The 17,185-nt window shown below is 45.3% G+C and carries 14 protein-coding genes; 9 read left to right on the top strand and 5 right to left on the bottom strand.

Annotated features, from left to right (window positions below; translation table 11 throughout):
• Positions 1-1,716: a heme ABC transporter ATP-binding protein/permease CydC gene (gene cydC / locus HYN51_RS05655; RefSeq protein WP_108901936.1), complete on the top strand. Its 1,716-nt coding sequence runs from the start codon at positions 1-3 to the stop codon at positions 1,714-1,716.
• A 36-nt stretch (positions 1,717-1,752) separates the two neighbouring features.
• Here the strand turns inward: cydC and HYN51_RS05650 are convergent, their stop codons facing one another.
• Positions 1,753-2,472 (bottom strand): phosphodiester glycosidase family protein, encoded by a 720-nt coding sequence (locus HYN51_RS05650; protein ID WP_108901935.1) that lies wholly within the window; start codon positions 2,470-2,472, stop codon positions 1,753-1,755.
• Positions 2,473-2,705: 233 nt separating this feature from the next.
• Here HYN51_RS05650 and aat point away from each other — a divergent pair, with 233 nt between their 5' ends.
• Together aat and infA are read left to right on the top strand one after the other, a co-directional pair.
• Complete coding sequence (gene aat / locus HYN51_RS05645; RefSeq protein ID WP_108901934.1) at positions 2,706-3,398, top strand: leucyl/phenylalanyl-tRNA--protein transferase; 693 nt, start codon at positions 2,706-2,708, stop codon at positions 3,396-3,398.
• Positions 3,399-3,538: 140 nt separating this feature from the next.
• Complete coding sequence (infA, locus tag HYN51_RS05640; RefSeq protein ID WP_029093554.1) at positions 3,539-3,757, top strand: translation initiation factor IF-1; 219 nt, start codon at positions 3,539-3,541, stop codon at positions 3,755-3,757.
• A 93-nt stretch (positions 3,758-3,850) separates the two neighbouring features.
• Here the strand turns inward: infA and clpA are convergent, their stop codons facing one another.
• From clpA to HYN51_RS05625, 3 genes are all read right to left on the bottom strand, one after another.
• Complete coding sequence (clpA, locus tag HYN51_RS05635) at positions 3,851-6,133, bottom strand: ATP-dependent Clp protease ATP-binding subunit ClpA (RefSeq protein WP_108901933.1); 2,283 nt, start codon at positions 6,131-6,133, stop codon at positions 3,851-3,853.
• 25 nt (positions 6,134-6,158) lie between these two features.
• Positions 6,159-6,482: an ATP-dependent Clp protease adapter ClpS gene (gene clpS, locus HYN51_RS05630; protein ID WP_108901932.1), complete on the bottom strand. Its 324-nt coding sequence runs from the start codon at positions 6,480-6,482 to the stop codon at positions 6,159-6,161.
• Between the two features lie 432 nt (positions 6,483-6,914).
• Positions 6,915-8,585: an ATP-dependent nuclease gene (locus HYN51_RS05625; protein ID WP_108901931.1), complete on the bottom strand. Its 1,671-nt coding sequence runs from the start codon at positions 8,583-8,585 to the stop codon at positions 6,915-6,917.
• Positions 8,586-9,089: 504 nt separating this feature from the next.
• Between HYN51_RS05625 and hcp the strand changes: the two genes are divergently transcribed.
• The 3 genes from hcp to HYN51_RS05610 all read left to right on the top strand — a co-directional run bounded on the left by hcp (position 9,090) and on the right by HYN51_RS05610 (position 13,497).
• Positions 9,090-10,739 (top strand): hydroxylamine reductase, encoded by a 1,650-nt coding sequence (hcp, locus tag HYN51_RS05620; RefSeq protein WP_108901930.1) that lies wholly within the window; start codon positions 9,090-9,092, stop codon positions 10,737-10,739.
• Between the two features lie 61 nt (positions 10,740-10,800).
• Positions 10,801-11,808, top strand: a complete 1,008-nt coding sequence (gene hcr / locus HYN51_RS05615; RefSeq protein ID WP_108901929.1) for an NADH oxidoreductase — start codon at positions 10,801-10,803, stop codon at positions 11,806-11,808.
• Between the two features lie 228 nt (positions 11,809-12,036).
• Positions 12,037-13,497, top strand: coding sequence for a DUF2867 domain-containing protein (locus HYN51_RS05610; RefSeq protein WP_108901928.1), 1,461 nt, complete (start codon positions 12,037-12,039; stop codon positions 13,495-13,497).
• Positions 13,498-13,538: 41 nt separating this feature from the next.
• On the opposite strand, the gene HYN51_RS05605 is transcribed toward HYN51_RS05610, so the two are convergent.
• Complete coding sequence (locus tag HYN51_RS05605) at positions 13,539-14,345, bottom strand: N-acetylmuramoyl-L-alanine amidase (RefSeq protein WP_108902181.1); 807 nt, start codon at positions 14,343-14,345, stop codon at positions 13,539-13,541.
• A 303-nt stretch (positions 14,346-14,648) separates the two neighbouring features.
• On the opposite strand from HYN51_RS05605, the gene HYN51_RS05600 reads away from it, so the two are divergent.
• The 3 genes from HYN51_RS05600 (at position 14,649) to HYN51_RS05585 (ending at position 17,144) form a co-directional block, all read left to right on the top strand.
• Positions 14,649-14,912: a hypothetical protein gene (locus HYN51_RS05600; RefSeq protein WP_108901927.1), complete on the top strand. Its 264-nt coding sequence runs from the start codon at positions 14,649-14,651 to the stop codon at positions 14,910-14,912.
• A gap of 2 nt (positions 14,913-14,914) precedes the next feature.
• Positions 14,915-15,487, top strand: a complete 573-nt coding sequence (locus HYN51_RS05595) for a rhomboid family intramembrane serine protease (RefSeq protein WP_108901926.1) — start codon at positions 14,915-14,917, stop codon at positions 15,485-15,487.
• A gap of 286 nt (positions 15,488-15,773) precedes the next feature.
• The gene (locus HYN51_RS05585; protein WP_108901924.1) at positions 15,774-17,144 is read left to right on the top strand and encodes a COG3014 family protein; all 1,371 of its coding nucleotides are present in this window, start codon (positions 15,774-15,776) and stop codon (positions 17,142-17,144) included.
• The last annotated feature ends 41 nt before the right edge of the window (positions 17,145-17,185 follow it).

Here is a 17,185-nt window from a genome sequence, read left to right as displayed (position 1 = left end):
ATGAAATCATTATTACCTTTTTTAGCCTTATATCGCCGCCATTGGTTTCGTCTCTCTTTGGGGATTATACTGGCGATCGTCACTATTTTAGCCAGCGTAGGCCTCCTGACTTTATCAGGATGGTTTTTGGCAGCATCGGCACTGGCTGGCATTGCCGGTATTCTGTTTAACTACATGCTACCGGCTGCGGGGGTTCGCGGCTCCGCGATTATCCGTACCGCAGGCCGTTACGCAGAGCGTTTAGTCAGCCACGATGCCACATTTCGGGTATTGGCTCACCTTCGGACTTTCACTTTTAAAAAGCTGATGCCGCTCTCTCCGGCCGGTATTGCCCGTTTCCGTCAGGCGGAATTGCTTAACCGACTGGTCGCGGATGTAGAAACCCTTGACCATCTCTACCTGAGGCTTATCTCCCCCTTGGTCAGCGCTATTATCGTGATTATGGTCGTGACGTTTGGTTTGAGTTGGCTCGATATCTCACTGGCCTTCACCCTTGGTCTGATCATGCTGGTATTACTGTTTGCCATTCCTGCTATTTTTTATCGCGCAGGTAAGCCTATTGGTGCTGATTTAACCGCATTACGTAGTGACTACCGTGGGCAACTCACTTCATGGCTACAGGGGCAGTCTGAGCTGGTTATTTTTGGTGCTCTAACCGCATTTCGCCAAAAGCTGGATGCTATTGAGCTTCGCTGGTTAGAACGTCAGAAACAACAGGCCTCATTAGCCGGGTCATCCCAGTCCCTGATGATTGTGGTATCTGGATTAACATTTGTTCTGATCCTCTGGCTAGCCGCCGGCGGTGTAGGTGATAATCCTCAGCCAGGCGCACTCATCGCGCTATTCGTATTTATTTCTCTGGCTGCATTTGAGGCGCTAGCCCCTGTTGCTGGTGCCTTCCAGCATTTAGGTCAAGTAATGGCCTCCGCTGAACGCGTCAATCAGTTAATTGAACAAAAACCAGAAGTCACCTTCCCACGCCATCAGACGGCTTTTACTGAGCATGCTGCATTGTCATTAGATGGTGTAAGCTTCACCTATGAAAAACAGCCGTTCCCAGCGATAAATAATATTTCACTGAATCTGCAACCCGGTGAGCATATTGCCCTGCTCGGCCGTACCGGCTGCGGAAAGTCTACCCTGCTTCAGCTATTGACCCGCGCTTGGGATCCACAACAAGGTTCTATCCGCCTAAACGATCGTCTCTTGGCTGACTACGATGAGGCCACGCTTCGAGACATGATGGTGGTGGTCACGCAGCGTGTACATATTTTTAGCGCTACGTTACGTGACAATTTATTATTGGCAGCCCCTGATGCCAATGATGAACAACTCACGTCAGCCCTGATAAAAGTAGGACTGACTACCTTACTGGAACAAGATGGACTCAATGGATGGATAGGTGAAGGCGGCAGACAAATCTCTGGCGGTGAACAACGCCGTATTGGTTTAGCCCGCGTGTTACTACATAAAGCGCCGCTAATCCTGCTAGATGAACCCACCGAAGGACTCGATGCCAATACAGAACACCAAATTCTGACGCTGCTAAAAGAACACTGTCAGCATAAGAGCGTTATTCTGATAACCCATCGCCTGTCAGGATTAGAGCGAATGAATCAAATCTATGTGATGGATGCTGGTCAATTTATTGAACAGGGAACGCACCAATCTCTATTGGAGCAACAAGGCCAATATTACCGTTTCCACCAGCGGTAATTCCCTCCCTCATTCCCCGGTGAACTAACCGGGGAATTATTTTGCTTCAACCGTAATCATCGTTACATAAGGATAATGTTGGTAATACACCGGTGACTCAGGGGTATACATTGTAGAAATGGTGCCATCCAGATAGAGCAAATCCGTTATCTTTAACCGATCGCGAGCATATTGGGTAAAATCATAAAAACTCATTGCCTGATTGCTGAGTAAAAACACAACCTGTCCTTTATTCGTTATCCCAACGCCGTGGCGAATCTTTCTTGATTCAGAAGAGTGGCTAAATTTATTATTAACCACACCCTGATTAATTAATATTGGGCCTGACTGCACGGCAAAATCAGGCATCGGCGTTAAACGAAATTTATCCAGAGTATCAATACGCGCATTGCCGTTACGCACAGAAAACACGCCGCCGGGTCGAATGAAAAAATTACCGGTTCCTTCTTGTCGATTAAGCTTACTCAGGACTTTTCCCTGCTCGATATACAATCCTTCTGGCTGATAGCTTTTGCTGTAAATCCCACCATTTATTGCCATATGGATTTGACGCGTTTTTCCCTGCGTATCCAGCAGGCTATTTATAGTCTTATAAGGCGTACCATCATCTTTTAGCCAATACATTCGGATGGTTTCAATCGTCAGGTTTGGCATATAGGTGGACATCACTGGTTCCACACTAGCACGAGCTGAATGGGCTACCGCCAATAAAAAAACCACGCTCAGCCCCTGAACCCATTTATGTTGCAATCCCATCAGATACCCTCTGTTCCGGTGCCTCGCCCCCTCATGCTATTACGTCACTGCATTATGGGTGACAACCTGTTCCTGACTAATATTATACAATGGCTGATTAATAGTGACGTTAGGCATTTATCCCACCCCTAATCTATTTATCCTATCTCCCCCCCAATTCTGCTAGAATAGTGTCCGTCGTTATTTGTCTGATAATTATCCTGAGAGATAATTTTGATAGGTTATACATTATTATGCCGCTGATTCAGCTATCACCAGATTCAATCGATTTTCCACCGGTAGACTATGCGCTGGAAGATCCCAATGGTTTACTGGCGCTGGGTGGCGATCTCTCCCCTGAGAGGCTATTGAATGCTTATCATAATGGTATTTTTCCTTGGTTCAGTCCGGATGATCCTATATTGTGGTGGTCACCCGATCCGCGGGCCATTCTGGTACCAGAACAGTTACATGTCAGTCGCAGCATGATGAAGTTTATTAATAAGACATCCCTGCGAGTAACGATAAACACGGCGTTTCATCAGGTTATTGAAGCCTGTGCTAATGAGCGAGATGAAGGAACTTGGATAGACTCATCCATCCAGCATTCTTATATCCAGCTTTATTTACAGGGAATAGCGCATTCTGTTGAAGTATGGGATCAGCAGGAACTGATTGGTGGGTTGTATGGCGTTGACCAAGGGTCGCTATTTTGTGGTGAGTCGATGTTTAGTCGGCAAGCTAATGCTTCCAAACTGGCTTTATACGTATTTTGCCAGCATTTTACCCGCCATGGTGGTAAATTAATCGACTGTCAGATTTTAAATCCCCATACTGAGTCATTGGGAGCTACCGAGATCCCTCGCTCAGAGTATTTACAATTTTTATACACATTACGGCAACAGCCACTCTCTCCGGCCTGTTGGGCTCCTCAATATTTGCGTTGAAACCATCATATGATGAGCCAACAGAGTGAACATAAAGCAGATTAACCCGCTTTTCTTTACACTCTGTTCTTTACACTTTGCTCGTTTTTCGGCATTATCTTGCCGGTTAAAAACTAAGGTAGTTACACCTAGAGGATTCGATGGCCAAAGAAGACAATATTGAAATGCAAGGCACGATCTTAGATACGTTGCCTAACACAATGTTCCGCGTTGAACTGGAAAATGGTCACGTGGTTACAGCCCATATCTCCGGTAAGATGCGTAAAAACTATATCCGCATTCTGACGGGTGACAAAGTCACTGTCGAACTGACCCCGTACGACCTGAGCAAAGGCCGCATCATCTTCCGTAGCCGTTAATAAACGGTACTCTGCACTAACATGCGGAACCGTTGGAGTTAATCTCCTGCGCCCTTACCTGTTGGCAAGGGCGTTTTATTTACGGTTGATAGATTACTGAACGGCCTTCTCGACTTTCGGTTTCTTCATTTTCTCAAACCGATAGGCCAAGCCATTTGCCTGAGCATCCAACGTTACGCTGACTGAACCACCATTCATTAAAGAACCAAACAACAGTTCATTGGTTAGTGGTTTCTTCAGATGTTCCTGAATTGCTCTGGCCATTGGGCGGGCGCCCATCGCTTTGTCGTAGCCTTTTTCAGCTAACCAGTGGCGAGCATCTTGACTGACTTCCAGAGAAATACCTTTGGCATCCAGTTGCGCCTGCAGTTCAACAATGAACTTGTCTACGACCAGTTGAATCACTTCCACAGACAGATGGTTAAACCAAATGATACCGTCTAAACGGTTACGGAATTCTGGTGTAAACAAACGTTTAATCTCACCCATCGCATCGGTTTGATTATCCTGACGCTTAAAGCCAATGGATTCTTTCTGAGTTTCCTGAACCCCTGCATTGGTCGTCATCACCAAGATCACATTACGGAAATCTGCTTTACGACCATTATTATCCGTCAGAGTACCGTTATCCATAACTTGCAATAACAGGTTAAACACATCTGGGTGAGCCTTCTCAATTTCATCCAGCAGCAGCACCGAGTGAGGATGTTTAATCACCGCATCGGTGAGCAAGCCACCCTGATCAAAACCTACATAGCCAGGAGGCGCACCAATCAGACGGCTCACGGTGTGGCGCTCCATGTATTCAGACATATCAAAACGCAACAGCTCAACACCCAGCGCTTTTGCTAACTGTACGGTAACTTCGGTTTTACCCACGCCGGTCGGACCAGCAAACAAGAACGAACCTACCGGTTTGCGCTCATCCCCTAATCCCGCACGGCTCATTTTAATCGCTTCAGTTAAAGCGTTAATCGCCTTATCCTGACCAAAAATCATCATTCCCATGCGTTCTGCTAACGTCTTCAACACGGTACGATCGTTAGCCGAAACAGTTTTTTCGGGGATACGAGCAATACGTGCAACAATGGTTTCAATATCGCTGACATTGACCGTTTTCTTACGTTTGCTGGCAGGCATTAACCGGCAATAAGCCCCGGCCTCATCGATAACATCAATGGCTTTATCCGGCAAATGGCGATCGTTAATATATTTCACCGATAGCTCAACCGCTGCGCGAATAGCCTTCGCCGTATAGCGCACATCATGATGCTTTTCATACTTTGGCTTCAGCCCAGTAAGAATTTGCACTGTCTCTTCTGCCGTAGGTTCGGTAATATCAATTTTTTGGAAACGGCGTGCCAACGCACGATCCTTTTCAAAGATATTGCTAAATTCTTGGTAGGTAGTCGAACCCATCACCCGAATACGTCCATTGGAAAGCATCGGTTTAATTAGGTTTGCTACATCAACCTGACCACCCGAGGCCGCACCAGCACCAATAATGGTGTGGATCTCATCAATAAACAGAATGCTGTTTTTATCCGCTTCAAGCTGCTTCAGCAGCGCTTTGAAACGTTTTTCAAAATCACCGCGGTATTTTGTACCTGCCAGTAATGAGCCAATATCTAGGGAATACACGGTGCAATCTGCTACCGCTTCAGGAACATCGCCCTGAACAATCCGCCATGCCAACCCCTCGGCAATCGCCGTTTTACCAACGCCAGACTCCCCAACTAATAACGGGTTGTTTTTACGACGGCGGCATAACACTTGAATGGTACGTTCCAGCTCCATTTCCCGACCAATCAGCGGATCAATACTGCCGTTCTGAGCTAATTGATTCAGATTGGAAGTAAAGTTATCCATGCGGTCTTCCGCGCTGGTTTGTTCGTCTTCACTGGGGATCGAGCCTTGTGGCCCAATGTCATCCTGTGCCCCGTCTTTACGGGTACCGTGAGAGATAAAATTCACAATATCTAAACGGCTGACATCATGTTTACGCAGTAAATAGGCCGCGTGGGATTCTTGTTCGCTAAAAATAGCCACCAGCACATTAGCGCCGCTGACTTCAGTTCTGCCAGATGACTGGACATGGAATACCGCACGTTGCAGCACCCGCTGGAAGCTCAGGGTTGGCTGAGTTTCAGACTCGGGACTTCCCTCAGCTAAATGAGGGGTATTCTGTCCAATAAATGACTCGAGTTCATGGTGTAACGCGACAATATCGACCTGACAGGCTTCAAGTGCCTCTCTCGCTGCCGGATTGCTCAATAACGCCAGCAACAGATGCTCGACGGTCAGGTATTCATGACGCTGTTCCCTGGCTGTAGCAAACGCCATGTTGAGACTGAGTTCCAGTTCTTGATTAAGCATGGGCACCTCCACATAAATGACCTTTTCAGGCTTTTTCTAACGTACACAACAATGGATGCTCATTCTCTCGCGCGTAGCGATTAATTTGCGTTACCTTCGTTTCTGCAATCTCTGCAGTAAAAACTCCACACGTTGCCTTACCTTGATAATGAACGACTAACATTAATTGTGTCGCCCGTTCAATGTCATAGGAGAAGAATTTCTGTAACACCTCCACCACAAACTCCATCGGCGTATAGTCATCATTATTCAGTATAACCTGATACATCGGAGGTGGTTGTTTCAGCTTCTCATCTAATTCTGAGTCAGCCAGCTCTTCCAAGCTTAGCCAATCGCGTAAATTATTCATTTCCAAAATGCCGTTTTACTCTGGTACTTACCCTGATGGAATAGCAGTCAGATAGTTTGCCTGAGTTAATAAAAGAATGGTGATTATAATTGAAACCACCCCTGACTTCGCCGGTAGCATCGGAATTTTGCCGCCCCCGTTAGCGCAATCTGAGATAGCGCTAACGTTCAGAGCAAGAATATATCTATGGATATACCGTCAGGCAGTACACAGATTTCCTTTACTGCTTTTAATGAATAATGACTTTTTATCGTGTGATAATCAAAATTTTTTGACCTTCTAAACCAATAAAAAGTTCGTTATCTAAGGATGTGTTGCAGTAATAGCGGAAAGAAAACTCACATAAAATAACATTTGGATACAAAATCGCACTCTAAACGCTGAAATAATAACCATTCATGCCATGTGCCGACCGTTAAACCATGTGTAAACTCAGTTACCTGCCCGACCTCTAGCCAACCATAAAATACGGGAAAACATACGCTTCAGTAACGGTGGAATACTTTCTATTCCCATCACCCCGGCCCGTTCAGCCACTTCAATAGCGAGGTCAGGCTTAGAACTGTGTTGAATCGCTTTGCTGATAATTTTGCGCGTTGGCATATGGACATTGGCGGGAATACCAGCCGCCTCATAATAGACGCGGCTAAACCCTTCTTTGAACATAAAATTCTCCATATCCAGAGCCGGTAATTGGGTCAGCCGCTCCCTATCACTGTCGCCACCCCCATTGATAAATGAACGAACCGTATCGGCATATTTTTTACCGGCATCGTCACCGTCCACCAGCACATGCCACTCAATCCCCATCTTGCTGGCATATTTCAGTAGTGGTCTTAAACCACTTTGAGCGAACTCAATGACCTTAATACCTTCTGTTTCAAAATGATATCCGCACTGACGAGCCAGTTCGGTCAATAGCCAAACCTCGGTTTCCCCTTCCACCAACAGCCAGCTACGCGCAAACAATGAGGAGGCTCGATTTAAACGAATATGAAACGAAATACGTCTACGCTCCTGAATATTCAGCTCGCCCGATTCTATTCTAAAAGCCGCTACCCGATTAGATTGACGAACTAAGCGATAAACGCTTTCCAGAGGCACCAGAGAAAGCAAATCCCCTGAGTTAGTGGTAGTGATCTTTTGCAACGGCAGATTACTGAGCAATCCCCAAGCTGCGGATAACATGATAGGGTGCAGCCGACTTTCTGGATCTTCAATCAACAATAAAGGCACTGCTTTAGCATCCAGATTTTCCGTACCTCTGGCCTGAATCAACGTTGAAAATACGCCCAGTAAAATCATACGCATATTGCGGCTTTCCGGTTCAGAGATGAGCTGATTCAGATAGTTCAATGATTGCCAAAGCTGAGTATTATGGCGATATTTTTCATCCTTATAGTGGATGTTTTCGCTGCTTTCTTTAGCGTTTAGTGCGATGAAATAGTGCTTAAGCAAAGCATGAATCGCCTGTAATCCCTGCTTTAAATCCTTATTGCTTAATTTTTGAGGGCTACACTCTAACTCCTCCGCCAATCGGGCTAATTGTTGGCTTAATGCTTCATTTTCCTGTTCTTGCAGTTGGGCCGTTTCTTGACGGAAACGGCGACCAAAACGGGCATCACGTAATCGTAATACCGGATGTAAACGAACAATCTCACGGGCTAATTCATCAATATGTTCCAGCTCCATCGTATGGCCTGCTGCATCCAGAAACGAGCGGGTGGTTACTACGTTCCCTTCTTTCTGCACTTCACCTTCCAAACGATAGAGGATACGCGATAAGCCGCCGTTGCCTTTTACCCATAACGGTGAAAGCTTGCGGAATTTAGACATATAAGGAGAGTCAACTTCTCGGGCACAGAAGGTAAGAACCATATGTAAATGCTCTTGGCGGGCTACCTCATTTCCCATCGGATAATGAAAATCCTGTAATTTAAAGGAGTAAAGATCGCTGCCGGGGGAAAAAAGCAATGTTAATGCATCCAGCAGGCTTGATTTACCCCAAGCATTTTCACCGATTAATACCACGCTTTCATTTAACAGCAGTGACAGACGATTAATTCCTCTGAATCCTACTATTTCAACGCGCTCTAAATACATATCATCTCTCTTAGCCAGCGGCAGAAAGTGTTTTATCTTCCCTATAATTTACTGAGTAACAAGATAATTATATGTTAGTCCGCGCTAAAAACTATTAACTCGATGAAAATACCTGAATGAATAGCAATATATTCCCCTTTATTTTTCTGTACATCACACTTTACCCGCACAGCACTTTGATTCGGGCATAAAATCTCTAAATAAAATCAGATAACTTACTGCCAACAAACCATGTGCTTAGGTCTAATCATTCTTATGATGACGGCTGAGCGAGTATGGGTTGCATAACCAACAGCAATATTGGCCGAGACTCGACGATGATCATTATTCCCAATTCAAACTCTGCACGACCTGTAGACGAAACTGCTTCCATACTTGATATCCTCATTTTTTGATTTAAATCAAAAACCATTAAAGTTGCATTTTAAATACCTTTTTAAATTCCACTCACCGATCTAAGATAAACATGAATTAGAAATACAACTTATAGAAGGTGTCTTGATTATGTACTGTGTACAATGTGAACAAACGATCCGCACCCCTGCCGGAAATGGCTGCTCTTATGCACAAGGCATGTGTGGGAAAACCGCTGAAGTGTCAGACCTGCAAGATCTGCTGGTAGCCGTGTTGGAAGGCTTGTCAGCTTGGGCAGTAAAGGCTCGGAATTTAGGCATTATCGACCATCAGGTTGATTCGTTCGCGCCAAAAGCCTTCTTCTCTACCTTGACTAACGTTAACTTTGAGTCTGACCGCATTATTGGCTACGCCCGAGATGCCATTATCCTGCGTGAATCCCTGACTAACCGTTGCCGTACCATTGATAGCAATCTGCAACTGGACCATCCAATGGCGAACCTGCAATTGTCTGCCGATCTGCCGGCAATTTTGCAACAAGCGACCGAATTCGCACTCAATAAAGATAAAACAGAAATCGGTGATGATATTCATGGCTTACGCATGTTGTGCCTGTATGGTCTCAAAGGGGCCGCCGCCTACATGGAACATGCGTTGGTTCTCGGCCAATACGATGACGCAATTTATGACGAATATCACCAGTTAATGGCATGGTTAGGTACCAATCCAACGGATATGGCAACCTTACTGGATAACGCCATGAACATCGGAAAAATGAATTTCAAAATCATGGCGATTCTTGACCACGGTGAAACTAGCATTTATGGCGATCCAACCCCAACATCCGTTAACGTCAAACCGGTTGCTGGTAAAGCGATTCTGATTTCGGGTCACGACCTAAAAGATCTGCAAATGCTATTGCAACAAACGGAAGGTACCGGCATCAATATTTACACCCACGGTGAAATGCTTCCAGCCCATGGTTATCCTGAACTACGTAAATATAAGCATTTAGTGGGTAACTACGGCAGCGGCTGGCAGAATCAGCAAACCGAGTTTGCGAAATTCCCGGGGCCTATCGTGATGACCTCAAACTGTATTATTGATCCTAACCCGGGTAACTACATCGACCGTATCTGGACCCGCAGTATTGTTGGTTGGCCGGGTGCAAAACATCTTGATGGCGATGATTTCAGCGCCATCATTAGTCAAGCTCAGTCAATGGCGGGTTTCCCTTATAGTGAAATAGAACATCTAATCACCGTTGGTTTTGGTCGCCAAACTCTGCTTAATGCCGCGGATACCGTCATTGATTTAGTGTCACAGAAAAAATTGCGCCATGTCTTCTTGGTTGGTGGCTGTGATGGTAGCCGTGATGAACGTAGCTATTACACCGACTTTGCCCGCAGCGTTCCACAAGACTGTCTGATTATGACGTTGGCTTGTGGTAAGTACCGCTTTAATAAACTGGACTTTGGTACGCTGGAAGGATTGCCTCGTTTACTGGATGTCGGTCAATGTAATGATGCTTACTCTGCCATTATGCTAGCGGTTAAACTGTCCGAAAAACTGGGTTGTACCGTCAATGATTTACCACTGACTCTGGTACTTTCATGGTTTGAACAGAAAGCGATTGTTATCTTACTAACCTTACTGGCTCTGGGCGTTAAAGATATCTATACCGGCCCAACGGCTCCTGGTTTCCTAACAGAGAACCTGTTAAACGTATTGAAAGAGAATTTCGGTATGCGTTCTATTACAACCGTAGAACAAGATATCAACGAAATTCTGGCAGCCTAATTAGTTATCATCCTGTGGAGGTGAATTTTCTCACCTCCACCTTATATGTTGAGTTTACCGTATGACAATGCCAACAACTCTCTGTCCTAATGCTATGCAGATCCACAGCATCCAGCAGGAAACTACCGATGTTTGGACTCTAGAACTGATTGCTCAGGATTTCTATCCCTATCTTCCTGGCCAGTATGCCTTAGTCAGCATTCGTAATAGTGAAAGCACCCTCAGAGCCTATACGCTCTCCTCATCTCCCGGATTAAGCCGATTCGTTACCTTAACGGTACGCGCATTACCCGGCGGTGAAGGCTCTTCTTGGTTAACGCAGGAAGTCAAACCCGGTAACACTCTGTGGCTCTCCGATGCACAGGGGGAATTTACCTGCGCTAAGGTAACCGATAAACGTTATCTGATGTTGGCGGGTGGCTGCGGTGTGACCCCGATTATGTCAATGACCCGTTGGCTATTAGCCAATCAGCCAGAAAGCAACCTGATTGTTTTTTATAACGTGCGAACGCCGGCTGATGTGATATTTGCTAAAGAATGGCAGCAATTGGTTCAGCGTTATCCAACTCAGCTTACCCTGCATTTGATGGCAGAACATCAAGCTGATGAGGGCTGGCTATCTGGTCGAATCTCTCAGAAGCCGATCGCCGAAAAAGTGGATGATATTGCCACCCGTACCGTCATGACCTGTGGCCCTGCTGTCTACATGGATCAGGTAGAAACTATCAGTTATGCACTGGGAGTCAGCCGTGAGCGTTTTCATAAAGAGCAATTTCATACGGCTGCCGAGTGTATTACGGGCAATGAACCAATGCTGAATATTTCTGTTGTTCGCACTAACCAACAATTTACTGCGCCAGTAGGCACCACCCTGCTCTATGCGCTGGAACAGAATAAAGTACCGGTTATTGCCGCCTGTCGTGCAGGGGTTTGTGGCTCATGTAAAACCTTAATCGTTAAAGGCAATTACACCACCACCAGCCAAATGAGCCTAACGGAAGATGAAATCGCCCAGGGTTATGTGCTGGCCTGTAGCTGTCAATTAACCGGAGATGTTGAAGTAGCCTGATACATTAGACTACGGTAAATAACCTCGATAGCCGGTCAGAACAACGCGTATTTAATACTTTATTTACATTCTGACTGGCGATTCAATCTCAATCACCTTTCTGTGGCACTATACCTCTACTTAGGCTTTGCTATTTCCCTGAAAACCTAACGCTTTCTTCTTTCTTATGCTACCCTTTACAATAAGTAACAATTTATTAACTCAATAAGAACATATCAGGGCCACGCTATGACGCCACAACGTATTTTAATCCTCGGAGCCAGCGGATATATTGGGCAAAATCTTATCCCCTATTTGACCACTCAGGGGCATCATGTCACTGCGGCGGCCCGACGTATTGAGTGGCTGAAAGCACAGCAGATTCCCAATGTGAGCTGTCAGTATGTGGACTTATTTAAACCAGAAACCATCACACCCGCGCTGAATAACATTGATGTGGTCTACTATCTGGTTCACAGCATGGGAGAAACGGCAGACTTTCTTTATAGCGAAAAGATGGCGGCGCAAAACCTCCAACTGGCTTTAAAGCAATCCGACGTAAAACAGATTGTCTTTTTAGGTGCCATACAGCCAAAAGAAAGCATCTCCTCTCAACACTTACTGGCACGTCAAATTACCGGCGATACTTTACGCGCCAGCGGTATTCCCGTTACCGAACTACGGGCCGGAATCATCATTGGCGCAGGTTCCGCTGCCTTTGAAGTGATGCGGGATATGGTCTATAGCCTGCCAATTCTTACCCCTCCACGCTGGGTTCGCTCCAAATCTTCACCGGTAGCGTTGGAAAACTTGCTGACCTATTTATCTCAAATTATTGATTACCCAGCGCCAGAAAATCGGATATTTGACGTGGCTGGACCGGAATACATCAGCTATCAGAATATGTTTGAGCGTTTTATTAAAATCACCGCCAAGAAGCGCTGGATTATTCCTATTCCCCTACCAACTCAACTGATTTCCGTATATTGGTTGAATATGATTACCACGGTCCCAACCACTACGGCCAAAGCCTTAATTGAAGGTTTAAAGCATAACCTACCCGCAGATGCCGCACCGTTACAGCAACTCATACCACAAACGCTGATTAATTATGATGAAGCGGTTATCAGCACCATGCAAAAAGAGCAATCAGCGGTAAACTCTGCCGATTGGGGATATGACCCTGAGGCCAGAGCGCGCTGGCGACCGGGCTATGCCTTCTACCCCAAACATGCTGGCTATACCATAAAAACCACGGCTAGCGCTGAAAGCCTCTGGCAAATTATTCAACAAGTTGGGGGAACGGAAGGTTACTTCTACGCTAACTATTTGTGGAATATCCGCGGTTGGATGGACGACCTGCTAGGTGGGGAAAAACGCTATGGCAGACCCGACAAAGATCAACTAGCGATAGGCGACCATATTGACTCATGGCGAGTGATTTCCATCAAGCCACTGCGCCAATTAGCCATGCTATTTGGTATGAAAGCCCCCGGATTGGGCCGACTAACGCTAAGCATCAATGATAATAAACCGTTTCGAGAACTGGACGTTCGCGCTTGGTGGCACCCTGCTGGTTTCGGTGGCCTGTTGTACTGGTTTGTGATGATGCCTGCCCACCTGTTTATATTTAAAGGCATGGCAAAGCGAATCGCTTATCTGGCTGAAGAATTAGATCGACAAGCCGCCTCAAAAAAGGATGCTCGTTAATGCGATTGCGATGTCACATCTTCCCCTAAAGCGGTTATTCATCAGGATCGATATTTTTCCAGCAAGGCATCCAGAATAGCTAATGTTTCCGCATCCGGGATGCCTGAGTAATTAGCCTGCCGAAAATGCATCTGGAATGCTTTAACCACCCTGCGGGTTTCATCATCCAATACACCATTTGAAGGTAGCTGATAACCATAGCGATTCAGGTTCTTTTGTATGACTGCAATATCAGGGTTTTTCTCCAATTGCCGAATAGCCAAATAGTGACTCACCCGCCCGGCATCCGGCCATGCACCGATACCTGCCTGCGCCAGCTTTTGCCACGGGAACAGAGGGCCGGGGTCCACTTTGCGCTGAGGGGAAATATCACTGTGCCCGAGCACGTTCTCCGGCTTAATCTGATTACGTTTGATAATGTCATTCGATAATGTAATCAGTAACGCTATTTGTTCATCCGTATAGGGCTCCCAACGTCGTTCAGTTCCCACTTTATGATAGCCCGGATTAACCAGTTCAATTCCTACCGAAGTATCATTCAGATTCATTCGCCCACGCCAAAAACTGGCGCCTGCGTGCCATGCTCTGCGGTCTTCGGGCACCAGTTGTAGCACCACCGGCTTACTTGAAATCTCATTCGGCACAGCATTGATCAGATAATGCACACTGACATTTTCTCCGGTCAGCACGGTTAATGAATTCGCTTCATTTTCTGCGGTGTAGTGAAAAATCAAGAAATTAACTCGCGGCTCATTTCCCTGAGCAACATGGCTGTCGTCCACCCAATAACTTCCGCGATCGTGAATGGCACTACAGCCCGAAATCAGCCCTACTATCACAGATATCATGAAAAAAAAGATAACACGCCCGCATCTGAACATAACCTGACCTTTTACATTAACCATTAACCATTAACCATTAACCATTAACATGCTACCGATAGTATAAAATAATATTTATCTTTTAATAAGTTAACTCTAAATATCTTTAATTGATTGGATTTAAAGGATTATATATACATATATAGAAATAATTCTCTTTTTGTTTCGGTAAATATCAAAAAAGCCTTTATTTTAACTACCAAAGCAGGTTGAAACCTGATTTACTTAAAATCAATTTTGTAATTGCCAATCATTTTAGAAAGGATTCTAATGACGCTCTTCTTACAAAACAGCTTAACGTTTCCAGTTATCATTTTCAGCAGCTTGTTATTAATCATCCCATTCTATTGGATATGTGCCTCTTTTGGCCTGCTGGATATCGACATCCTCAATATTGATAGTATCGACGCTGACATTGATACTGCTGATATATCCAACATAGCGGGCTGGATGACCAAACTTGATCGGGTGGATATTCCCCGCACAATTAGCCGAGCTGGTAGAAAGCGTTCAGGCCTTAAGGAATTAAAATAACAGTGAAACTGTGGATACAACAACGCATTAAAATTCTGAGTCTGATCGCCGTCGTTCTCATCGGTTTACAACTGGTGAACACGATAACTGGTGGATTTCTGAACCATTTCGGCATTCTTCCCCGTTCGGCTCAGGGACTCTTGGGGATTCTATTTTCGCCTTTTTTACATCGGGACTGGGAGCACTTATTCAGTAACTTACCGATCTTACTGATATTAAGTGCGTTATTATTAACTCATTCAGTACGCTATTACGTCAGTGCCAGCGCTTTTATTATTTTACTCGGCGGGCTGCTGGTTTGGGTTTTTGCCCGTAGCGCGATCCATATTGGTGCCAGCGGTTGGATCTTTGGTTTATGGATGTTATTGCTGGCAAACGCATTCACTCGAAGAAAGATACTCGACTTTGTTTATAGTGTATTGATTCTGCTTTATTACGGCGGATTGGCTTCAGGCCTGCTACCTGGCGATCCGGATATTTCCACTGAAGGGCATATCGCAGGTGCAGTCGCTGGGCTTTGTTTTGCTCTATTTACTCGGAAGAGCATTTCACCCAATGAGTTGAATACCCATTAGTCTTGTACTGAAACTAATAAAACCTCAGGACAATTACCTTCCAAAATCATTACAGTCTCGGAGTTATCACAACACACGCCTATGCAAAGGTTGAGTCAATAATGAATCCAGAGAAAATAAGGGGAATAGAAGCAGAAAACTGGCGACTGGTTTTTCAGTTTCCCCCCTGTAAAAAGGCGGATATACTTGCGGACAAAGGAAGTATCACACGACACGACTGCATATCGTTTCTATTAATTATGCCTGCTATGCAATCCCGTGACTTTCTCCCTATAACAGAAACAATATGAATAATAAAATCAAACGCTTTATTTTTTGCAGTGGTATTGTTTTGACGTTGGCCGCCTGTTCAAATCCGCCATCACGCCAAAACTTTGACTACTCGCTTTCGCAAGGACAACTCGAGTTAGCACAGAACATTGCGCTGGAAGAAGGCGTCTCTTCTGACGCAGATATTGCCACTGAGCTATTATGGTCTCTTGAAGCGGGCACATTGTTGCGTATGAACAGTGAACTGGACCGTTCCACCAAAATTTTTGATACCAGTGAAACGCTGATTAAAGAAAATGAGACGCAAAATCTGGCAACCTACGGGTTTAGTCAGTCGGCTTCAATGGTGGTTAATGATAACGTGATGAGCTATACCCCACGGGTATATGACCGTGTCATGGTTAACACATACAAAGCATTGAATTTTTGGCAGCAGGCTGATTTTAATGATGCCCGCGTGGAATGGAATCGAGTAGACGATCGCCAACGCCGAGCTGCTGAATACTTCTCTGAAGAAATCAACGCTCAAAAAGACAGCGTGAAAAGTAACCACTTAGGTGAAACATACTCTGGCGCGATGGAAAGATTGGGCGACTCAGGGGTTGATGTGGCTAAATGGGCCCCCTATGATGGGTATATCAATCCTGCATCACTCTATCTCCACGGTCTGTACTTTTTGATTAATAACGAAAGTGTCGCCGACCTGAATAAAGCCAAAGAGAGCCTAAAACGAGCCTATGCCCTGACCCACAGCAAACAGATCCGTACCGATCTCAATCTTGCTAACAATGGTCATAAAGTTGCACCTGGCGTTTGGATTATTTTTGAAAATGGTACCGCCGCCCATAAAATAGAACGCCGCATTGATCTGCCATTGTTTTTAGTGACCAGCCGTGCCGTCTACACCGGTATGGCATTACCAACGCTTGTGTCCGGTAGTCCGGCGTATCCTTATCTGTCGGTCAACGGAGAGAAACAAACCGAACCATTCGCTAACATGGATAAAATTATTCAGGGAGAATTTAAAACAGAATTTACAGGTATTTTGATCAAAGAGTTGACCCGGGCCGCACTAAAAACAGCGGCACAGGTTTCTATGAGAAACGCTGATAATAAGACAGTCAGAATACTTGGCGTTCTTACCGGTATCGCTCAGGCCGTCACCACACAGGCTGATATTCGCAGTTGGCATACCCTCCCCTACGAGTTTCAGGTAACCTATGTGAAATGGCCAAAAGATGGGCAGCTTCAGATTAATCCATCAGGTGGTGCTGCTATTCAAGTAGATTTACCCGCAACGCCTCAACCGGTAGTTATTTATGTAAGGGCGTTGAACGCTAATATGGTTCCACAGGTCAATCTGTTAACCAGTAAAAACGCTATCTAGCCCTGTTTAACGGGCAGAATTATCATTCTAATCATTAAACT

This window comes from Limnobaculum parvum (genome assembly GCF_003096015.2).
Lineage (GTDB): Bacteria > Pseudomonadota > Gammaproteobacteria > Enterobacterales > Enterobacteriaceae > Limnobaculum > Limnobaculum parvum.
Note: the sequence above shows the minus strand (reverse complement) of the source record. Positions and strands in the feature narration are given on the sequence as shown.

Excerpts from the sequence above, each read along its gene's own strand:
- cydC (WP_108901936.1), top strand. The coding sequence starts at position 1 with ATGAAATCATTATTACCTTTTTTAGCCTTATATCGCCGCCATTGGTTT.
- HYN51_RS05650 (WP_108901935.1), bottom strand. The coding sequence starts at position 2,472 with ATGGGATTGCAACATAAATGGGTTCAGGGGCTGAGCGTGGTTTTTTTA.
- aat (WP_108901934.1), top strand. The coding sequence starts at position 2,706 with ATGCCGCTGATTCAGCTATCACCAGATTCAATCGATTTTCCACCGGTA.
- infA (WP_029093554.1), top strand. The coding sequence starts at position 3,539 with ATGGCCAAAGAAGACAATATTGAAATGCAAGGCACGATCTTAGATACG.
- clpA (WP_108901933.1), bottom strand. The coding sequence starts at position 6,133 with ATGCTTAATCAAGAACTGGAACTCAGTCTCAACATGGCGTTTGCTACA.
- clpS (WP_108901932.1), bottom strand. The coding sequence starts at position 6,482 with ATGAATAATTTACGCGATTGGCTAAGCTTGGAAGAGCTGGCTGACTCA.
- HYN51_RS05625 (WP_108901931.1), bottom strand. The coding sequence starts at position 8,585 with ATGTATTTAGAGCGCGTTGAAATAGTAGGATTCAGAGGAATTAATCGT.
- hcp (WP_108901930.1), top strand. The coding sequence starts at position 9,090 with ATGTACTGTGTACAATGTGAACAAACGATCCGCACCCCTGCCGGAAAT.
- hcr (WP_108901929.1), top strand. The coding sequence starts at position 10,801 with ATGACAATGCCAACAACTCTCTGTCCTAATGCTATGCAGATCCACAGC.
- HYN51_RS05610 (WP_108901928.1), top strand. The coding sequence starts at position 12,037 with ATGACGCCACAACGTATTTTAATCCTCGGAGCCAGCGGATATATTGGG.
- HYN51_RS05605 (WP_108902181.1), bottom strand. The coding sequence starts at position 14,345 with ATGATATCTGTGATAGTAGGGCTGATTTCGGGCTGTAGTGCCATTCAC.
- HYN51_RS05600 (WP_108901927.1), top strand. The coding sequence starts at position 14,649 with ATGACGCTCTTCTTACAAAACAGCTTAACGTTTCCAGTTATCATTTTC.
- HYN51_RS05585 (WP_108901924.1), top strand. The coding sequence starts at position 15,774 with ATGAATAATAAAATCAAACGCTTTATTTTTTGCAGTGGTATTGTTTTG.